Source organism: Glycomyces sp. NPDC047010, from assembly GCF_040644205.1.
Lineage (GTDB): Bacteria > Actinomycetota > Actinomycetes > Mycobacteriales > Micromonosporaceae > Glycomyces.
In genome coordinates this window covers 1-15,721 of sequence record NZ_JBEYVY010000006.1, presented here as the reverse complement: position 1 = coordinate 15,721, position 15,721 = coordinate 1, and the positions used below count along the sequence as shown (strand labels likewise).

Here is a 15,721-nt window from a genome sequence, read left to right as displayed (position 1 = left end):
GTTCGTCCGGGTGTGATCTTCGCCGTGCCCGCTGCCCAACCTGTGAAACCGGGTTCCCACTTGTCGGCACCCGCAAGTACGCTTGAGCGCGTGTCTGAGCAGAGCCTTTTCCTTGAGACCCTGAAGCGCCGCGTCGTCATCGCCGACGGCGGCATGGGCACGATGCTCCAGACGTTCGACCCGACGATGGAGGACTACGACGGCCACGAGGGCCTCTCCGACATCCTCTCCCTGACCAGGCCCGACATCGTCCGCGGCATCCACGACGCCTACCTGGCCGCCGGAGCCGACTGCGTCGAGACCAACAGCTTCAACGCCAACTACGGCGGCCTCGTCGAGTACGGCATCGAGGACCGCGCCCGCGAGATCGCCCGCGCCGCCGCCACCCTCGCCCGCGAGAAGGCCGACGAGTACGCCACCCCCGAGTGGCCCCGCTTCGTCCTCGGCTCCATGGGCGGCGGCACCCGCCTGCCCACCCTCGGCCACGCCCCGTTCGCGCTCCTGCGCGACCACTACGAGGAGTGCTCCCTCGGCCTCATCGAAGGCGGCGCCGACGCGCTCCTCGTCGAGACCGCCCAGGACCTCCTCCAGGCCAAGGCCGCCGTCATCGGCGCCAAGCGCGCCAACGCGAAGCTCGGCAAGCGCACCCCGATCATCGCCCAGGTCACCGTCGAGACCACCGGGACCATGCTCGTCGGCGGCGAGATCGGCGCGGCCCTCACCAGCCTCGCCGCCCTCGGCATCGACCTCATCGGCCTCAACTGCGCCACCGGGCCCGACGAGATGAGCGAGAGCATCCGCTACCTCTCCCGGCACTCGCCCGTCCCCATCTCCGTCATGCCCAACGCGGGCCTGCCCGTCCTCGGCCCGAACGGCGCGGTCTACCCGCTCACCCCCGAGGAGCTCGCCGACGCCCACGAGGAGTTCGTGACGAACTTCGGCGTCAGCCTCGTCGGCGGCTGCTGCGGCACCACCCCCGACCACATCCGCGCCGTCCGCGCCCGCCTCGGCGGCGCGCCCCAGGACCTCGCCAGGCCCAAGGACCGCACCCCCGTCCTCGAGCCCGGCGTCTCCTCCTCCTACCACCACGTCCCGTTCCGCCAGGACGCCTCGATCCTCAACGTCGGCGAGCGCACCAACGCCAACGGCTCCAAGGCGTTCCGCGACGCCATGCTCGCCGCCGACTTCGACCGCTGCGTCGAGATCGCCCGCGACCAGGCCGGCGGCGGCTCCCACCTCCTCGACCTCTGCGTCGACTACGTGGGCCGCGACGGCGCCGAGGACATGAAGGTCCTCGCCTCCCGCTTCGCCACCGCCTCCACCCTCCCGATCATGCTCGACTCCACCGAGCCGAACGTGGTCGAAGCCGGACTCGAAGCCCTCGGCGGCAAATGCGTCGTCAACTCCGTCAACTACGAGGACGGCGACGGCCCGAACTCCCGGTACCGGCGCATGATGCCCCTCGTCGCCGAGCACGGCGCGGGCGTCGTCGCCCTCTGCATCGACGAGGAGGGCCAGGCCCGCGACCGCGACTGGAAAGTGCGCGTCGCCGCCCGCCTCATCGAGGACCTCACCGGCACCTGGGGCATGAACATCGAGGACATCTTCGTCGACGCCCTCACCTTCCCCATCTCCACCGGCCAGGAGGAGACCCGCCGCGACGGCATCGAGACCATCGAGGCCATCCGCGAGATCGCCCGGATCTACCCCGGCGTCAACTTCACCCTCGGCATCTCCAACATCTCCTTCGGCCTCAACCCCGCCGCCCGCCAGGTCCTCAACTCCGTGTTCCTCAACGAATGCGTCGAAGCGGGCCTCACCAGCGCCATCGTCCACGCCTCCAAGATCCTGCCCATGGCCTCCATCCCCGAGGAGCAGAAGCAGGTCGCCCTCGACATGGTCTACGACCGCCGCACCGAGGACTACGACCCGCTCCAGAAGCTCATCGAGATCTTCGACGGCGTCAGCCTCGCCGGGTCCAAGGAGGCCCGCGCCGAAGCGCTCGCCGCCCTCCCGCTCGGCGAGCGCCTCGCCCAGCGGATCATCGACGGCGACAAGAACGGCATGGACACCGACCTGGACGAGGCCCTCGGCCTCGGCAAGCGGCCCCTCGACATCATCAACGACCACCTCCTCGACGGCATGAAGACCGTCGGCGACCGCTTCGGCTCCGGCCAGATGCAGCTGCCGTTCGTCCTCCAGTCCGCCGAGGCCATGAAGTTCGCCGTCGCCCACCTCGAACCCCACATGGACAAGGCCGACTCCACCGACAAGGGCACGATCGTCCTCGCCACCGTCCGCGGCGACGTCCACGACATCGGCAAGAACCTCGTCGACATCATCCTGTCCAACAACGGCTACACCGTCGTCAACCTCGGCATCAAGCAGCCCATCAACGCGATCCTCGACGCCGCCGAGGAGCACCGCGCCGACGTCATCGGCATGAGCGGCCTCCTCGTCAAATCGACGGTCATCATGAAGGACAACCTCGCCGAGATGATGGCCCGCTCCATGCACACGCGCTGGCCGGTCCTCCTCGGCGGCGCCGCGCTCACCCGCGCCTACGTCGAGGACGACCTCCGCGAGATGTTCGAGGGCGGCCAGGTCCACTACGCCCGCGACGCCTTCGAGGGCCTCGACCTCATGAACCGCGTCATGACGGCCCGCCGCACCGGCGTCGACATCGTCGACCCCGAGAAGGAGGCGAAGATCGCCCTGCGCCGCGAGCGCCGCGCCAAGCAGGCCACGCTCGTCGCCGACACCCTCCCGGACCTGAACGACACGTCCGTGCGCTCCGACGTCGACACCGACGTGGACGTCCCGGTCCCGCCGTTCTTCGGCTCCCGCGTCCTCAAGGGCATCCAGACCTCCGAGTACGCCGCGCTCCTCGACGAGCGCGCCACGTTCCTCGGCCAGTGGGGCCTCAAGCCCGGCCGCGGCGACGGCGGCCCCTCCTACGAGGAGCTCGTGGAGACCGAGGGCCGCCCGCGCCTGCGCTACTGGCTCGACCGGCTCGCCACCGACAACGTCCTCGAAGCGAAGGTCGCCTACGCGTACTTCCCGGCCTACGCCGAGGGGAACACCCTCGTCGTCCTCGACGAGAACGGCCACGCCGAGCGCGCCCGGTTCACCTTCCCGCGCCAGCGCCAGGGCCGGCGCCTGTGCCTCGCGGACTTCTTCCGCGCCAAGGACGGCGAGCAGCTCGACGTCCTCGGCATGCAGCTGGTCACCCTGGGCTCCAAGGTCTCCGAGTACACCGGCGAGCTGTTCAAGGCCAACGCCTACCGCGACTACCTCGAAGTCCACGGCCTCACCGTGCAGCTCACCGAGTCCCTCGCCGAGTACTGGCACCGCCGCATGCGCCGCGAGTGGGTCCTGCCCGGCGGCGGCACCGTCGCCGACGCCGACCCCGCCGACCTCAAGGGCTACTTCGACGTCGACTTCCGCGGCTGCCGCTACTCCTTCGGCTACCCGGCCTGCCCGGAGCTGGCCGACCGCGCCACCCTCGTGGAGCTCCTCGGCGCCGACCGCATCGGCGTCGAACTGTCCGAAGGGGACCAGCTCCACCCGGAGCAGTCCACCGACGCGATCGTCCTCCACCACCCGCAGGCGAGCTACTTCAACGCAAAATAGCCCCGGCGAGCGCCCGACGCCCATGCGGCGTCGGGCACCGGCCCGGGAACCGCGTTCACCCCCGCGACACCGGGACGGCACCATAGGGGCCATGTCGCACGAACTCGTCGCCTACCTCGGCGTCATGGACGCCGGGAAGTCCACCCTCGCCCTCCAGTACCACCACTCCCTCGGCGGCGAGGGCGTCGTCTACACCTCCATGGACCGCGGCGGCGAAGGCGTCGTCTCCAGCCGCATCGGCCTCAACCACGAAGCGCGCGAAGTGAAACCCGGGTTCGACGTCTACGACGACCTGGCCGCGCTCCGGCCCCCGTACGTCATCGTCGACGAGGTCCAGTTCCTCGAAGCGCCCAAGCAGATCAACCACCTCGCCGACGCCGTCGACGGCCTCGGCCTCGACGTCTACGCGTTCGGCCTCAAGACCGACTTCCTCGGCCGCCTCTTCCCCGCCTCCCAGCGGCTCATCGAGCTCGCCGACCGCGTCGAGGAGCTCCCGGTGCGCGTCAACTGCTGGTGCGGCGAGCGCGGCACCCACAACGCCCGCACCCGCGAGGGCGTCATGGTCTTCTCCGGCGACCTCGTCGAGGTCGGCGACATGGACTCCTACACGGTCCTGTGCCGCCGCCACCACCGCGCCGGACTCGCCTGACCGCTGTGAGCCTGCTCGCCCGGAACGGGCGAAACCGCCGCCCCGCCCCGCGCCCCCGATACCGTTCAGGGCGTGACTGAGATTCCGGGCACCGCCCCTGCCGACGAGTTCCCGCAGGCCGTCTTCTTCGACATGGACGGCACCCTCCTCGACTCCGAGCCCCTCTGGGACGTCGCCCTCGAAGAGCTCGCGGTCGTCCTCGGCGGCACCCTGCGCCCCGAGGTCCGCGACCGCATGGTCGGCTCGAACGAGGACGCCTCGGTCATCTACCTCCTCGAAGACCTCGGCCTGCCCGCCGCGGACTTCCCCGGCCACGTCCAGTGGCTGCGCAACCGCATGAAGACCCTCTTCGCCGCCGGAGTCACCTGGAAGCCCGGCGCCCGCGAGCTCCTCGACGAGGTCCGCGCCGCAGGCGTCCCCACCGCGCTCGTCACCTCCACCGCCCGCGAACTCACCGAAGTCCTCCTCGGCACCCTCGGCGCCGCGAACTTCGACGTCATCATCTGCGGCGACGAGGTCCAGTCCCGCAAGCCCGACCCCGAGCCGTACACCACCGCGGCCGCGAAGCTCGGCGTCGACATCACCCGCGGCATCGTCATCGAGGACTCCCGCTCCGGCAGCGAGTCCGCGCTGGCCGCGGGCGCGGTCACCTTCGCCGTCCCCAGCGAGGTCCCCCTCCCCGAGTCCAACCCGGCCCACCGCCTCACCACCCTCGACGGCATCACCCTCGCCGACCTCCGAGAGATCGCCGCGCCCTAAACCGCCTTGACGTCCTGAGCGATCCGGACCATCGTGGGCGGATGGAACCGAGCCACGAGATCGTCAAGGCCCTCGCCGACCCCGCCCGCCTCCGGGTCTTCGCCGCGATCGTCCTCGCGGGCGAGCACGGCACCGGCCTGGCGGTGCTACGCGAGGGCCACCCCGACGCCGACCGGGCCCTCCCGCGTCTCGTGCGCGCCGGGCTCGTGACCTCGGGCGGCGACGGCTTCCGCGCCGACACCAAGGTGTTCCGCGAGGCCGCGGCCGCTGCCCGCTCCGCCGTCCCGGACGCCCCCGAGGGCACCGATCCCGGTGTGGCCAACCTGTACACGGCCGGGCGCCTCACCGTCATCCCGACCCGCCGCGCCACCCGCGTCGCGGTCCTGCGCGACCTCGCCGAGCGGCTCTTCGCGTTCGACCGGGTCTACACGCAGGCCGAGGTCACCGAGTCGCTCGCCGCGGTCCACGACGATCCGCTGACGCTGCGCCGCGAGATGGTCGACGAACTCCTCCTCGAACGCACCGTCGGCGGCCGCGAGTACCGCCGCCGGGAGGCCCCGCCGCTCGACTGACCCCTGTGCGGCGGCACGGGGTGAACTCGCGATGACGATCGCGTTGCCGCACGGAACGGTCCCGGTTTGGTCTGGTAGATGCAAAGAAGGTTTGCATATGATGGCCTTCGTCCCGGTCAACCGCCCGACCACAGGAGGCCGTCCCTTGTCAGAAAGCGCCCCGCCCGGGGAACCCCCGGAACCCCTGCGCCACACCAGCCCCTGCGGCAACGTGACCGTCGTCGTCGACCCCGGGCAGGGACTCGCCGTCGAACTCGGCGACAAGGCCGTCAACATGTTCACGCACGAGCTGGCCGAGCTCGTCACGACGACCGCCCGCGAGGCCCAGGACCTCGCGCACGCCGCGGCCCCCGAGCCCGAGCCGTCCCTGTCCATGGCCGACTCGCTCGCCCTGCTCACCGGCCTGCGCGACAGCTTCGCCGACAGCGGCCTCCGCGCCACCCTCGACCGCCAGCGCGCGGCCTTCGCCCCCGACGACCCCGAGGACGACCCGCACGAGCGGTTCACCGGCGCCCCGAACCTGCGCCTCCCGCAGGCCGCCATTGACGTCCTCGACCACTCCATCGAGCTGCTCGCCCGCTTCCAGGCCGCGCCCCCCGGCGCCGGGGACGTCCCCATGCCCGTCGGCACCGCCCGCAGCGAGAGCAAGCTGGTCACCGTCGAGGCGACCCTCGAACACCCCATCGCGAAGGTCCTGTTCAGCAAGCGCGCCTTCGAGAACGGTCCGAGAGCGCTCTCAGCCGAGATCACCGCGACCGCGAAGGCCGCCGCCGCCGACCTCGCCGCCCGCGCCGAGGACTTCTTCCCCGACGCCGGCCTGCCCATGGGCGCCGACGCCGTCAAGACCGTCGCCGAGGAGCTCGACCGGCGCACCGGCGCCGCCCTCAAGGAACTGGAGCAGATCCAGGACCACCACGCCCGCCTGACCAAGCTCATCCGCGATGGAGGCCACCTTGCCTAAGATCGACCCCGACACCCTCGACGGCCTCGGCGACCGCATCAAGGAGAACGTCGGCTCCGTCCTCAACGACGCCAACCAGCACCTGCCCGAGCTGCGCAAACTCGACCAGCCGCTGTACTCCGCCGTCGACCCGTCCCTCGCCGTCACCTACACCCTCGGCACCGGCTACATGAACGCGATGCTCCAAGGCGCCCTCGAATGCTTCCAAGCGCTCAACGACGACCTCGCCGCCACCGCCCAGTCCTGGCGGGACGCCGACGGCGCCGCCGAGCAGAGCTTCAAGTGAACGCCCGCCCCTAGCCGAAAGCAGCACACCTCATGGGCTACACCGCACCCGACCCCGAGCAGTTCTCCAAGATGGAGCAGGCGTTCTCCTACATGTCGCCCCTGGCGGCCGCCCAGATCGCCCTCCCCGCGCACCTCTTCTCCGGCCCCGTCACCTTCATCGCCCGCGCCATCTACCTGAAGCAGGCCAACCCCGGCCAGATCATGCAGGGCGCCGCCCACTGGCTCAAGTGCGCCGAGAAGTACCTCGCCGCCGCCGAGGCCCTCCGCACCGAGGCCAAGTCCCTCAGCGAGGACGAGTGGTCCGGCGACGACCGGAAGTCGTTCGAGGAGAAGGCCGAGAAGGCCGCCCAGCAGCTGGAGACCATCGCCGCGTTCGCCATGCAGGTCGGCATCTCCCTGTTCGCCATCGCCACCATGCTCTCGGTGATGATCCCCCTGATGCTCGCAGTCGCCACCGCGCAGATGGCGTTCGCGGTCTTCTACCTCGCCACGAAGGCGATCCCGCCGCCCGTCGGCCCCGTCGTCTCCGAGAACTGCCGCCTCATCGCCACCACCACCGGCGCGACCTGCCTCACCGTCATCAACACCATCGAGGCGGCCCTCAAGGTCGCCGCGCAGGGCCTCGCCGCCGCCATCGGCGGCAACATGACGATCTCCTGGGCCTACATGGCCTCCCGCGGCAACCTCGTCAACCCCGGCGACACCATCGGCTCCACCGGGTTCAGCCTCCTCCAGGGCCTCGCCCAGATGACCGTCGGCAACCTCATGGCCCCCGGCCGCACCGGCACCGGCACGATCGGCAAGGTCTCCCCGAAGCTCGACGGCATCATGGCCAAGGGCAACCCGTACCTCCTCGGCTTCACCGGCGTCCAGGGCACCTACAACACCGGCATGAACATCCAAGGGGACGTGGACCCGGACGCCGAGAACAAGATGACCGGCGCCGGCGTCGACCTCCTCGGCCAGGACTGGATCCCCAACACCTTCGAGGACGCCGCCCGCGGCAACGAGTCCGACCTCAACTGGAACAACGAGCAGCCCGGCGACGACGCCCCCGGCACCGGCCCCGGCGGCGTGTTCGTCAACAAGGCCGTCGTCGACGGCGACGCCGCCACGACCACCACCACCACCAACGAGAACGACGACGAAGGCGGCTACCGCCCGCCCGAATGGGACGGCGAGGCCGTCAGCCGCTAGACGGCAGCGGCCGCGGGGTCCGGAACCCCGCGGCCGCAACCGAAACCTCTCCTACCGCCGCGACGACAGCACCTCCCGATGCTCGTCCCCCCAGTCCTCCAGCGGCTTCAACGCCGCGCTCAGCGACTCGCCCAGCGGCGTCAGCGAGTACTCCACCCGCGGCGGCACCTCCGCGTACAGCTCCCGGTGCACCACCCCGCTCGCCTCCAGCTGCCGCAGGTTCTCCGCGAGGACCTTCTCGCTCACCCCGTCGAGCTTCCGCCGGATCGCCCCGAACCGCACCGGCCCCTCCGCGAGCACCCACATGAGGTGCATCTTCCACTTGCCGCCCACCACGTCGATCGCGAGCGACATCCCGCAGGTTTGATCTACGTCACCCATCGTCTCCACCGCACGCCTCCCGACCGTATTCCGAACCTCGACGTAAGCAACCCCACCTGGAAGTGCGGTCTTGCCGAGCCTACCCGGCACGACCGACCATGGAACCCGGCAACACCGACCGGGAACCACCACTTACCAAGGGGCACAACATGTCTGCTGACAAGTCCGTCACCGTCCTCGGCCTCGGCCCGATGGGCCGCGCCACCGTCCGCCTCCTCCTCGCCGCAGGCGTCCGCGTCACCGTCTGGAACCGCACCCCCGGCAAGACCGAAGCCCTCGCCGAACTCGGCGCCGTCCCCGCCGCCACCGTCGCCGAAGCCGTCGCCGCCAACGACACCGTCCTGCTCTCCCTCATCCACTACGACGCCATGTACGGCGTCCTCGAACAAGCCGGCGACCTCACCGGCAAGACCGTCGTCAACCTCTCCTCCGACTCCCCGGCCAACACCGCCAAAGGCGCCGGATGGGTCCTCGACCGCGGCGCCCGCTTCCTCACCGGCGCCTACATGACCCAGAGCGACGACATCGCCCACCCCGCCTCCCAGCTCTACGTCAGCGGCCCCGCCGACCTCCACGCCGAGCTCAAACCCCTCCTCGACCACCTCTGCAAGAACACCCACCTCGGCGAGGACTACGGCCTCGCCCAGCTCTACTACCAGGCCGGACTCGCCATGTTCCACGCCTACCTCATCTCCCTCCAGCAGGCGTTCGCCATGATCGAGCGCTCCGGCGGCGACATCGACACCTTCCTCGAACTCTCCAAGGACGACGCCGGCAGCCAGCGCGACTTCTCCCTCTACTTCGCCCAGGCCGCCAAGCAAGGAGGCTGGGACGACCTCGCCAGCCTCAAGATGATGCACGCCAGCGCCCAGCACGTCATCGACACCAGCGAGGACGCCGGAGTCGACGCCGCCATCACCCGCACCGTCCAGGACTACTACCGCCGCGCCCTCGACGCCACCGAGCAGGCCGGCACCGTCGTCCCCGTCTACCGCCTCTTCCGCGGCGACCACTAGAAAGGACCCGCCATGCCCACCGGCCGCATCACCGTCCTCGGCCTCGGCGCCATGGGCTCCGCCATCGCCGCCAGGCTCCGCGACACCGGGTACACCACCACCGTCTGGAACCGCACCGCAGCCAAGACCGCACCGCACACCGCGGCCGGGTCCACCGCCGCCGCGACCGTCCCCGACGCCGCCGACGCAGGGGACGTCGTCCTCGTCGTCCTCCTCGACCACGGCACCGTCCGCGAACACCTCGAACCCGCGGCCGCGAACCTCAAAGGCAAAGTCGTCGTCAACCTGACCACGACCACCCCCGACGAGGCCCGTTCCACCGCCGCCTGGGCCGCCGACCACGGCATCGCCTACCTCGACGGCGCCGTCATGGCGACCCCCGACATGATCGGCACCCCCGCCGCCCGCCTCCTCTACTCCGGCGACGAGAACGCCTACGCCATCGCCGGACCCGCGCTGGCGGCCCTGGGCGGCGCCGAGTTCACCGGCGCCGACGCGGGGCTCGCCTCGCTGAAAGACATGGCCCTGCTCGCGGCCATGGACCTCATGCTCCTGGGCTACCTCCAGGCCGTCGCCATGATGCGCACGGTCGGCGTCCCCGCGGTGGAGACCGCGGGGGAGGTGGAGTCGTGGCTCGCGGCGATGCTCCCGCACGGCAAGGAGGTCGCCGCGATCGTCGACGGCGGCGCCTACGACACCGGCGGCCAGAGCGTCGACTTCGACCGCCGCGGCCTCGCCTCGATCATCACCGCCAGCCGCGAGCAGGGCGTCAGCGCCCAGCTCCTCGAACCGCACCTGCGGCTGCTCGACGAGCTGTCCGCGACGGGGCACGGCGCGAGCGACTGGCCCCGCATCATCGACCGACTCACGATCCCGAAGTAGGAACCATGCCGAACCAGACCGTCGCCGTCCTCGGACTCGGGGCCATGGGCTCCGCGATCACCGCACGCCTGCGCGACACCGGGCACGCCACCGTCGTGTGGAACCGCACCGCCGCCAAGGCCGCGCCGCACGCCGAAGCGGGCTCGACCTCCGCGGCCACCGTCGCCGAGGCCCTCGCGGCCGCCGACACCGTCCTCGTGGTCCTGTTCGACCACGCCAGCGTCCGCGAGCACCTCGACCCGCTCGCGGCGGAACTCAAGGGCCGCACCGTGGTCAACCTGACCACGACCACGCCCGACCAGGCCCGCTCCACCGCCGCGTGGGCCGCCGAGCACGGCCTCACGTACGTCGACGGCGCCATCATGGCGACCCCCGACATGATCGGGACGCCGGTCTCGCGGCTCCTCTACTCCGGGGACCGCGCCGCCTACGACGCCGCCCGCGAGGTCCTGGAGGCCCTCGGCGCCGCCGACTACGAAGGGGAGGACGCGGGGCTCGCCTCGCTCAAGGACATGGCGCTGCTCACCGCCATGTACCAGCTGTTCTCGGGGTTCCTCCAGGCCGCCGCGATGATGCGCACCGTCGGCGTCCCCGCGGCCGACACCGCAGGGGAGGTCCGCGGCTGGCTCGGGGCGCTCCTGCCGCACCTGGACCACTTCGGCGCCGAGATCGACCGCGGCGGCTTCGACCCGGCCCGCGGCCAGGACGTCGAGTTCACCAGGGCCGCAATCGGATCGCTCATCACCGCCGCCCGCGGGCAGGGGGTCAGCGCCGGGCTCCTGGAGCCGCTGATGCACCACCTCGACGAGCTCGCCGCGACCGGCCGCGGCGGGGCCGACTGGATCAGCGTGATCGACCGGCTCCCGATGGAGTGACCGCGAGGGGCGGGCGGGGGACTACCCGCCCGCCCCCAGCAGCTGCAGCTTCTCGTACCCGTCGGTGCCGGGCGCGGCCGTCAGCGTCACGAGCATCTGCCCGGAGCCGTCCGCGACCCGGAACTGGTCCTTGTACAGCTGGATCAGGCCCACCATCGGGTGGTCGAACCGCACCCAGCCGATGTTGCAGTCCTTCACCTCGGCCCGCGCCCACATCTCCGCGAAGTCCCGGTGCGCCACCGACAACTCGCCGATCAGCGCCGTCAGCTCCGCGTCCTCGGGGAACAGCGCCGCCATCTTCCGCAGCTGCGCCACCGTCTCGTACGAGCACACGTCCTGCCAGTCGGGGAAGAACTCCCGCGAGTCGTCGTCGAACAGCAGTCGCACGAAGTTCGGGCCCGCCTCCAGGTCCCACCCGAATCCGCCGTACAGCAGCCTGGCCAGGCGGTTCGAGGCGAGCACGTCCTGCCGGTGGTTCATGATGAGCGCCGGGAAGCCGTCGATCGCCGCGAGCATCGTCTCCAGCGAGGGCCGCACGCCGGGACGCTCGCGCATCGGGTTGCGCCGCGAGTTCCCCGCGAGCCGGTGCAGGTGGGCCCGGGTCGTCTCGTCCAAGCGCAGCGCCCGCGCGACCGCGTCGAGCACCTGATCCGACGGGCGCTTCGCCCGGCCCTGCTCCAGACGCGTGTAGTAGTCCACGCTCACCCCGGCCAGCAGCGCCAGCTCCTCGCGCCGCAGCCCCGGCACCCGGCGCCGCGCGTCGTTCGGCAGCCCGACCTCGTCGGGGTTCACCCTGGCGCGCCGCGCCTGGAGGAACTTCCCCAGGTCGACGACGTCCTCCAGCTTGTGGATCCCGGTCGCATCAGATGACATCACTCAAACCTCCGCGGCAAGTATCTCCGCGGCGCCCCGCCGATGCCTAGGTCTGTCAGTCCTAGGGTCGAACGACCCCAGGTCGAACAGACGTCTGGCAGCCTCCCGCGATCCGCCGCAGCATGGTCCGCATGCAGATCCACATCGTCTACGCCCACCCGCACGCCGCCTCCCTGAACGCCGCGCTCCGGGACGAATCGGTCGCGACCCTGGAGGGCCTCGGCCACACCGTCACGGTCTCCGACCTGTACGCCATGAAGTGGAAGGCCGTCGCCGACTACGACGACTTCGGCCCCACCGAGAACGAGCACTTCATGGCCGCCGCCGGAGAAGCCTGGGACAAGGGCGAGATCGCCGCCGACATCCGCGCCGAGCAGGAGCGGCTCCTCGCCGCCGACCTCGTAGTCCTCCAGTTCCCGCTCTGGTGGTACACGGTCCCGGCGATCCTCAAGGGCTGGATCGACCGCGTCTTCACCAACGGCTTCGGCTACGGCACCACCCGCGACTGGCCCCGCTTCGGCGACGGCGTCCTCGCGGGCAAGCGCGCCATGGTCGTCGTGACCACCGGCGCCGCCGAGTCACACCTGTCCGACCGCGGCGTCAACGGCTCCATCGACGACCTGCTGTTCCCCCTCCAGCACGGCGTCCTCTTCTACACCGGCATGCAGGTCCTGCCCCCGGTCGTCGTCACCGGCGCCGTCCACCGCTTCGGCGAGACCGAGTACGCCGAGGCCGCGAAGCACCTGCGCACCCGCCTGGAGACCATCGCCGAGACCGCGCCGGTCGCTTACCGCAAGCAGGCCGACGACTACGACGACGCCAAGCGCCTCAAGCCCGGCCTCGAACCCGCGGGCACCACCGGGTTTGCGCTGCACATCGCCTGAGCACGCGAAAAGGGCCGGAGCGGCGGCTGCCGCTCCGGCCCGGCCGTTCAGAAGACGACCGTCCAGCCGATGAGGACGGGGTCTACTCGAACGGGAACTTGTCCGCGAACGCGGGCTTCAGGTCGTCCACCCACACGGCGTTCTCGTCGAACTTCGCGTAGAACGGGATCCCCACGATGCGGGGGTCCCTGGCCTGGAGCATCCGCAGCGCGAACACCTTCTCCTCGCCTATCTCGACGACGCCGTCCACCGCCACCTTGCCCGGCGTGGCCGACATCGACGGGCCCCTGACGGTCCGGCACAGGCCCGAGACCTGGCTGAACGCGTCCCGGAAGATCTCCCAGGCCCGCGCCAGCGGCACCGAGAAGTAGTCCTGCGGGCCCGTGTCGCGCTCCACGAACATGTAGTACGGGATCATCCCCAGCTTGTGCTGGGTCCTCCACATCCCCGCCCACTGGTCCGCGTCGTCGTTGATCGTCCTGATCAGCGGCGCCTGCGTCCGGATCACCGCACCCGTGGACCGGATGCGCCGCACCGCCTCCCGCACGATGTCGGAGTCGAGCTCCTTCAGGTGCGAGAAGTGCGCCATGAACGCGAGGTTCCGCCCCGACTCCACGACCTGCTCGAACAGCCGCAGCGTGTCGTCCGCGTCGGGGTCCGTCACGAACCGCTGCGGCCAGTACGCGAGCGCCTTCGACCCGATGCGGATCGATTCGACGTGGTCCATGCCCAGCAGCGGCTCGATGTACCGCCGCAGCACGGGCTCGCCCATGATCATCGGGTCCCCGCCGGTCAGCAGCACGCTGCTCACCTCCGGGTGCTCCCGCACGTAGCCGGTCAGCTGCTCCACGTCGTTGTTCGCCATCTTCAGGTCGGCGATCCCCACGAACTGCGCCCACCTGAAGCAGTAGGTGCAGTACGCGTGGCAGGTCTGGCCCTGCTGCGGGAAGAACAGCACCGTCTCGCGGTACTTGTGCTGGAGCCCCGGAATCGGCTCCTCGCCGGCCTTCGGGATGTTGAGCTGGAGTTGCCCCGCCGGATGCGGGTTCAGCTTGAACCGCACCTCGTTGGCCGCGGCCGTCACCTCCTGCTTGGAGGCGTCGGCCTTCAGCAGCCCCGCGATGTGGTCGACGTCCTCCGCGGGGAGCATGTCCTCCTGCGGGAACACCAGCCGGAACATCGGGTCGTCGAACGGACGGTCCCAGTCGATGAGCTCATCGACCACGTACGCGTTCGTCCGGAACGGCAGGACCGAGGCGACGGCCCTGGTGCGAAGCCGCTGCTCCTCCGACAGCGGCGCTCGTTGGAGCAGATCGTCGAGATGACGAATGGTGTAGGCGGTGAACCGCCTACCGGCGTTTTCAGGAGCAGTCACGAGAACTCCCTCCTCTTGATGTTGTGTCGGTCTGCAACGCGGCTCGGCAGGGCCTGGTTACAAACAAGTGCGCGAAACCAACGCTCACCCGGCCTCCCCGGAACTCCGTCCGTGTCGGCTCCGTGGCCTTTCGACCACAGATGGTGCACCCGATGCTTTCGCGCACACTGTGCGTGAAATATGAAATTTTCAGTTGATTGTGACGACCCTAACCCAGGGTCGCCTCAAGGGAAATAGGCACTGCCTTCAGCGCCTGGCTGACCGGGCAGCCGTCCTTGGTGGCCGCCGCGATCTCATCGAACTCGCCCTTCTCGATCCCGGGCACCACGGCCCGGACGGTCAGCGCGATGCCCGTGATCCCGGTGCCGGGCTTGAAGTCGACGCCGGCTTCGGTGACGATCTCCTCCGCCGTGTAGCCGGCCTTGCCCAGGCCCGCCGAGAGCGCCATGGAGTAGCAGGAGGCGTGGGCCGCGGCGATGAGCTCCTCGGGGCTGGTCTTGCCCTCCGGGTCGTTCGCGCGCGACGCCCAGGTCACCGGAGTGTCCGGCAGACCGGACGACACGAAGCTGGTGACACCGCCGCCGTCCTGGAGACCGCCGGTCCATCGGGTGCGTGCGTTACGAGTGACTGACATGCCTTCTCCTCTGATCGGAGTTCCTTCGCTCGCAGGCTAACAGTCGAACTTGACGTCTGAAGACGGTCCGCGACGGCGGTCGCCCCATGCCGACCAGCCGTCGCCTTCGCGGAAGTACCCTCCGTCTTCGCTGGTCAAGCGTAACGTTGAACGGCAGATGACCCCCCTGGTTTCGGCCCCTTCGAGGGTGTGTATATTTGTCTTTGCCCGCGGGGGAACGGAACGGCCGGAAAGCCGGTCCGGAGATCTAGGAGGCACGCGACAGGCTCTGAGAGCCAGGCGCGGTCCAGATCGCAGCGCGGGGATCACCTGAGGCTTCATAGAGGCTCAATCGCATGTGACCAGGGTCAATCACCCCCGGTTAGACATCGCAGATCGAGACTAGTAATGTTGTTCGGGTTGCTCCGGCGGAGAACGAATCCCATTTCGGATGAGGTCTTTGTTGTGGCGTGTTGTTTGAGAACTCAACAGGGTGTTTGGATGGTCAGCGTGTGGGCTGGCTGGAGTCTTCTGGCCTAGGTGCTGGGGGGTTTCTGGTTGGTACTGTTTTTGACTGTCTTTTCCTTGGGGCACTTGCTTGGTGCCCTGTGAAAATCGGTCAGGACATGCTTCGACACATACTGTGAGTCACTTCGGTCGTAAGATCGTGGTGCGCGACAAGTTTTTGTTGGAGAGTTTGATCCTGGCTCAGGACGAACGCTGGCGGCGTGCTTCACACATGCAAGTCGAACGGAAAGGCCCG

At 69.9% G+C, this 15,721-nt stretch carries 15 protein-coding genes and 1 rRNA gene; 12 read left to right on the top strand and 4 right to left on the bottom strand.

What is annotated here, in order from left to right; genetic code table 11:
• Nucleotides 1-90 precede the first annotated feature (90 nt).
• The 7 genes from metH (at nucleotide 91) to AB0A65_RS13305 (ending at nucleotide 8,059) form a co-directional block, all read left to right on the top strand.
• Nucleotides 91-3,633 (top strand): methionine synthase, encoded by a 3,543-nt coding sequence (gene metH, locus AB0A65_RS13335; RefSeq protein ID WP_359950879.1) that lies wholly within the window; start codon nucleotides 91-93, stop codon nucleotides 3,631-3,633.
• Nucleotides 3,634-3,724: 91 nt separating this feature from the next.
• Entirely contained in the window at nucleotides 3,725-4,282 is a 558-nt protein-coding gene (locus AB0A65_RS13330) for a thymidine kinase (protein WP_359950878.1), read from the top strand.
• A gap of 72 nt (nucleotides 4,283-4,354) precedes the next feature.
• Complete coding sequence (locus tag AB0A65_RS13325) at nucleotides 4,355-5,041, top strand: HAD family phosphatase (protein WP_359950876.1); 687 nt, start codon at nucleotides 4,355-4,357, stop codon at nucleotides 5,039-5,041.
• Nucleotides 5,042-5,082: 41 nt separating this feature from the next.
• Entirely contained in the window at nucleotides 5,083-5,613 is a 531-nt protein-coding gene (locus AB0A65_RS13320) for a DUF2087 domain-containing protein (protein WP_359950874.1), read from the top strand.
• Nucleotides 5,614-5,758: 145 nt separating this feature from the next.
• The gene (locus AB0A65_RS13315) at nucleotides 5,759-6,574 is read left to right on the top strand and encodes a hypothetical protein (protein WP_359950872.1); all 816 of its coding nucleotides are present in this window, start codon (nucleotides 5,759-5,761) and stop codon (nucleotides 6,572-6,574) included.
• Complete coding sequence (locus AB0A65_RS13310; RefSeq protein WP_359950870.1) at nucleotides 6,567-6,860, top strand: hypothetical protein; 294 nt, start codon at nucleotides 6,567-6,569, stop codon at nucleotides 6,858-6,860. The genes AB0A65_RS13315 and AB0A65_RS13310 overlap by 8 nt, the downstream gene beginning before the upstream one ends.
• 32 nt (nucleotides 6,861-6,892) lie before the next feature.
• Nucleotides 6,893-8,059 carry a hypothetical protein gene (locus AB0A65_RS13305; protein WP_359950868.1) on the top strand — a complete coding sequence of 389 codons (1,167 nt, stop codon included), beginning with the start codon at nucleotides 6,893-6,895 and terminating at the stop codon, nucleotides 8,057-8,059.
• Between the two features lie 51 nt (nucleotides 8,060-8,110).
• Here the strand turns inward: AB0A65_RS13305 and AB0A65_RS13300 are convergent, their stop codons facing one another.
• Nucleotides 8,111-8,440, bottom strand: coding sequence for a helix-turn-helix domain-containing protein (locus tag AB0A65_RS13300; protein WP_359950866.1), 330 nt, complete (start codon nucleotides 8,438-8,440; stop codon nucleotides 8,111-8,113).
• Between the two features lie 149 nt (nucleotides 8,441-8,589).
• Between AB0A65_RS13300 and AB0A65_RS13295 the strand changes: the two genes are divergently transcribed.
• From AB0A65_RS13295 to AB0A65_RS13285, 3 genes are read left to right on the top strand one after another with little or no spacing between them, the layout of a single operon-like run.
• Nucleotides 8,590-9,456 carry an NAD(P)-binding domain-containing protein gene (locus tag AB0A65_RS13295; protein WP_359950864.1) on the top strand — a complete coding sequence of 289 codons (867 nt, stop codon included), beginning with the start codon at nucleotides 8,590-8,592 and terminating at the stop codon, nucleotides 9,454-9,456.
• 12 nt (nucleotides 9,457-9,468) lie between these two features.
• A complete protein-coding gene (locus tag AB0A65_RS13290; RefSeq protein ID WP_359950862.1) occupies nucleotides 9,469-10,338 on the top strand; it encodes an NAD(P)-binding domain-containing protein in 870 nt (289 codons plus the stop codon).
• 5 nt (nucleotides 10,339-10,343) lie between these two features.
• The gene (locus AB0A65_RS13285; RefSeq protein WP_359950860.1) at nucleotides 10,344-11,213 is read left to right on the top strand and encodes an NAD(P)-binding domain-containing protein; all 870 of its coding nucleotides are present in this window, start codon (nucleotides 10,344-10,346) and stop codon (nucleotides 11,211-11,213) included.
• Between the two features lie 21 nt (nucleotides 11,214-11,234).
• On the opposite strand, the gene AB0A65_RS13280 is transcribed toward AB0A65_RS13285, so the two are convergent.
• Entirely contained in the window at nucleotides 11,235-12,086 is an 852-nt protein-coding gene (locus AB0A65_RS13280; RefSeq protein ID WP_359950858.1) for a helix-turn-helix transcriptional regulator, read from the bottom strand.
• A 131-nt stretch (nucleotides 12,087-12,217) separates the two neighbouring features.
• Here AB0A65_RS13280 and AB0A65_RS13275 point away from each other — a divergent pair, with 131 nt between their 5' ends.
• Nucleotides 12,218-12,970 (top strand): NAD(P)H-dependent oxidoreductase, encoded by a 753-nt coding sequence (locus AB0A65_RS13275; RefSeq protein ID WP_359950856.1) that lies wholly within the window; start codon nucleotides 12,218-12,220, stop codon nucleotides 12,968-12,970.
• 82 nt (nucleotides 12,971-13,052) lie between these two features.
• Here AB0A65_RS13275 and AB0A65_RS13270 read toward each other — a convergent pair whose 3' ends face one another.
• Both AB0A65_RS13270 and AB0A65_RS13265 read right to left on the bottom strand, forming a co-directional pair.
• Entirely contained in the window at nucleotides 13,053-14,345 is a 1,293-nt protein-coding gene (locus tag AB0A65_RS13270) for a lysine 2,3-aminomutase (protein WP_359950854.1), read from the bottom strand.
• A 208-nt stretch (nucleotides 14,346-14,553) separates the two neighbouring features.
• Nucleotides 14,554-14,979: an OsmC family peroxiredoxin gene (locus tag AB0A65_RS13265; RefSeq protein WP_106366910.1), complete on the bottom strand. Its 426-nt coding sequence runs from the start codon at nucleotides 14,977-14,979 to the stop codon at nucleotides 14,554-14,556.
• A gap of 664 nt (nucleotides 14,980-15,643) precedes the next feature.
• Between AB0A65_RS13265 and AB0A65_RS13260 the strand changes: the two genes are divergently transcribed.
• Nucleotides 15,644-15,721: ribosomal RNA gene (locus AB0A65_RS13260) — 16S ribosomal RNA — on the top strand; the annotation flags it as partial.

Bases quoted from the DNA above. Each gene is read 5' to 3' on its own strand.
- AB0A65_RS13330 (WP_359950878.1), top strand. From the start codon at position 3,725: ATGTCGCACGAACTCGTCGCCTACCTCGGCGTCATGGACGCCGGGAAG.
- AB0A65_RS13320 (WP_359950874.1), top strand. From the start codon at position 5,083: ATGGAACCGAGCCACGAGATCGTCAAGGCCCTCGCCGACCCCGCCCGC.
- AB0A65_RS13305 (WP_359950868.1), top strand. From the start codon at position 6,893: ATGGGCTACACCGCACCCGACCCCGAGCAGTTCTCCAAGATGGAGCAG.
- AB0A65_RS13300 (WP_359950866.1), bottom strand. From the start codon at position 8,440: ATGGGTGACGTAGATCAAACCTGCGGGATGTCGCTCGCGATCGACGTG.
- AB0A65_RS13295 (WP_359950864.1), top strand. From the start codon at position 8,590: ATGTCTGCTGACAAGTCCGTCACCGTCCTCGGCCTCGGCCCGATGGGC.
- AB0A65_RS13290 (WP_359950862.1), top strand. From the start codon at position 9,469: ATGCCCACCGGCCGCATCACCGTCCTCGGCCTCGGCGCCATGGGCTCC.
- AB0A65_RS13285 (WP_359950860.1), top strand. From the start codon at position 10,344: ATGCCGAACCAGACCGTCGCCGTCCTCGGACTCGGGGCCATGGGCTCC.
- AB0A65_RS13280 (WP_359950858.1), bottom strand. From the start codon at position 12,086: ATGTCATCTGATGCGACCGGGATCCACAAGCTGGAGGACGTCGTCGAC.
- AB0A65_RS13275 (WP_359950856.1), top strand. From the start codon at position 12,218: ATGCAGATCCACATCGTCTACGCCCACCCGCACGCCGCCTCCCTGAAC.
- AB0A65_RS13265 (WP_106366910.1), bottom strand. From the start codon at position 14,979: ATGTCAGTCACTCGTAACGCACGCACCCGATGGACCGGCGGTCTCCAG.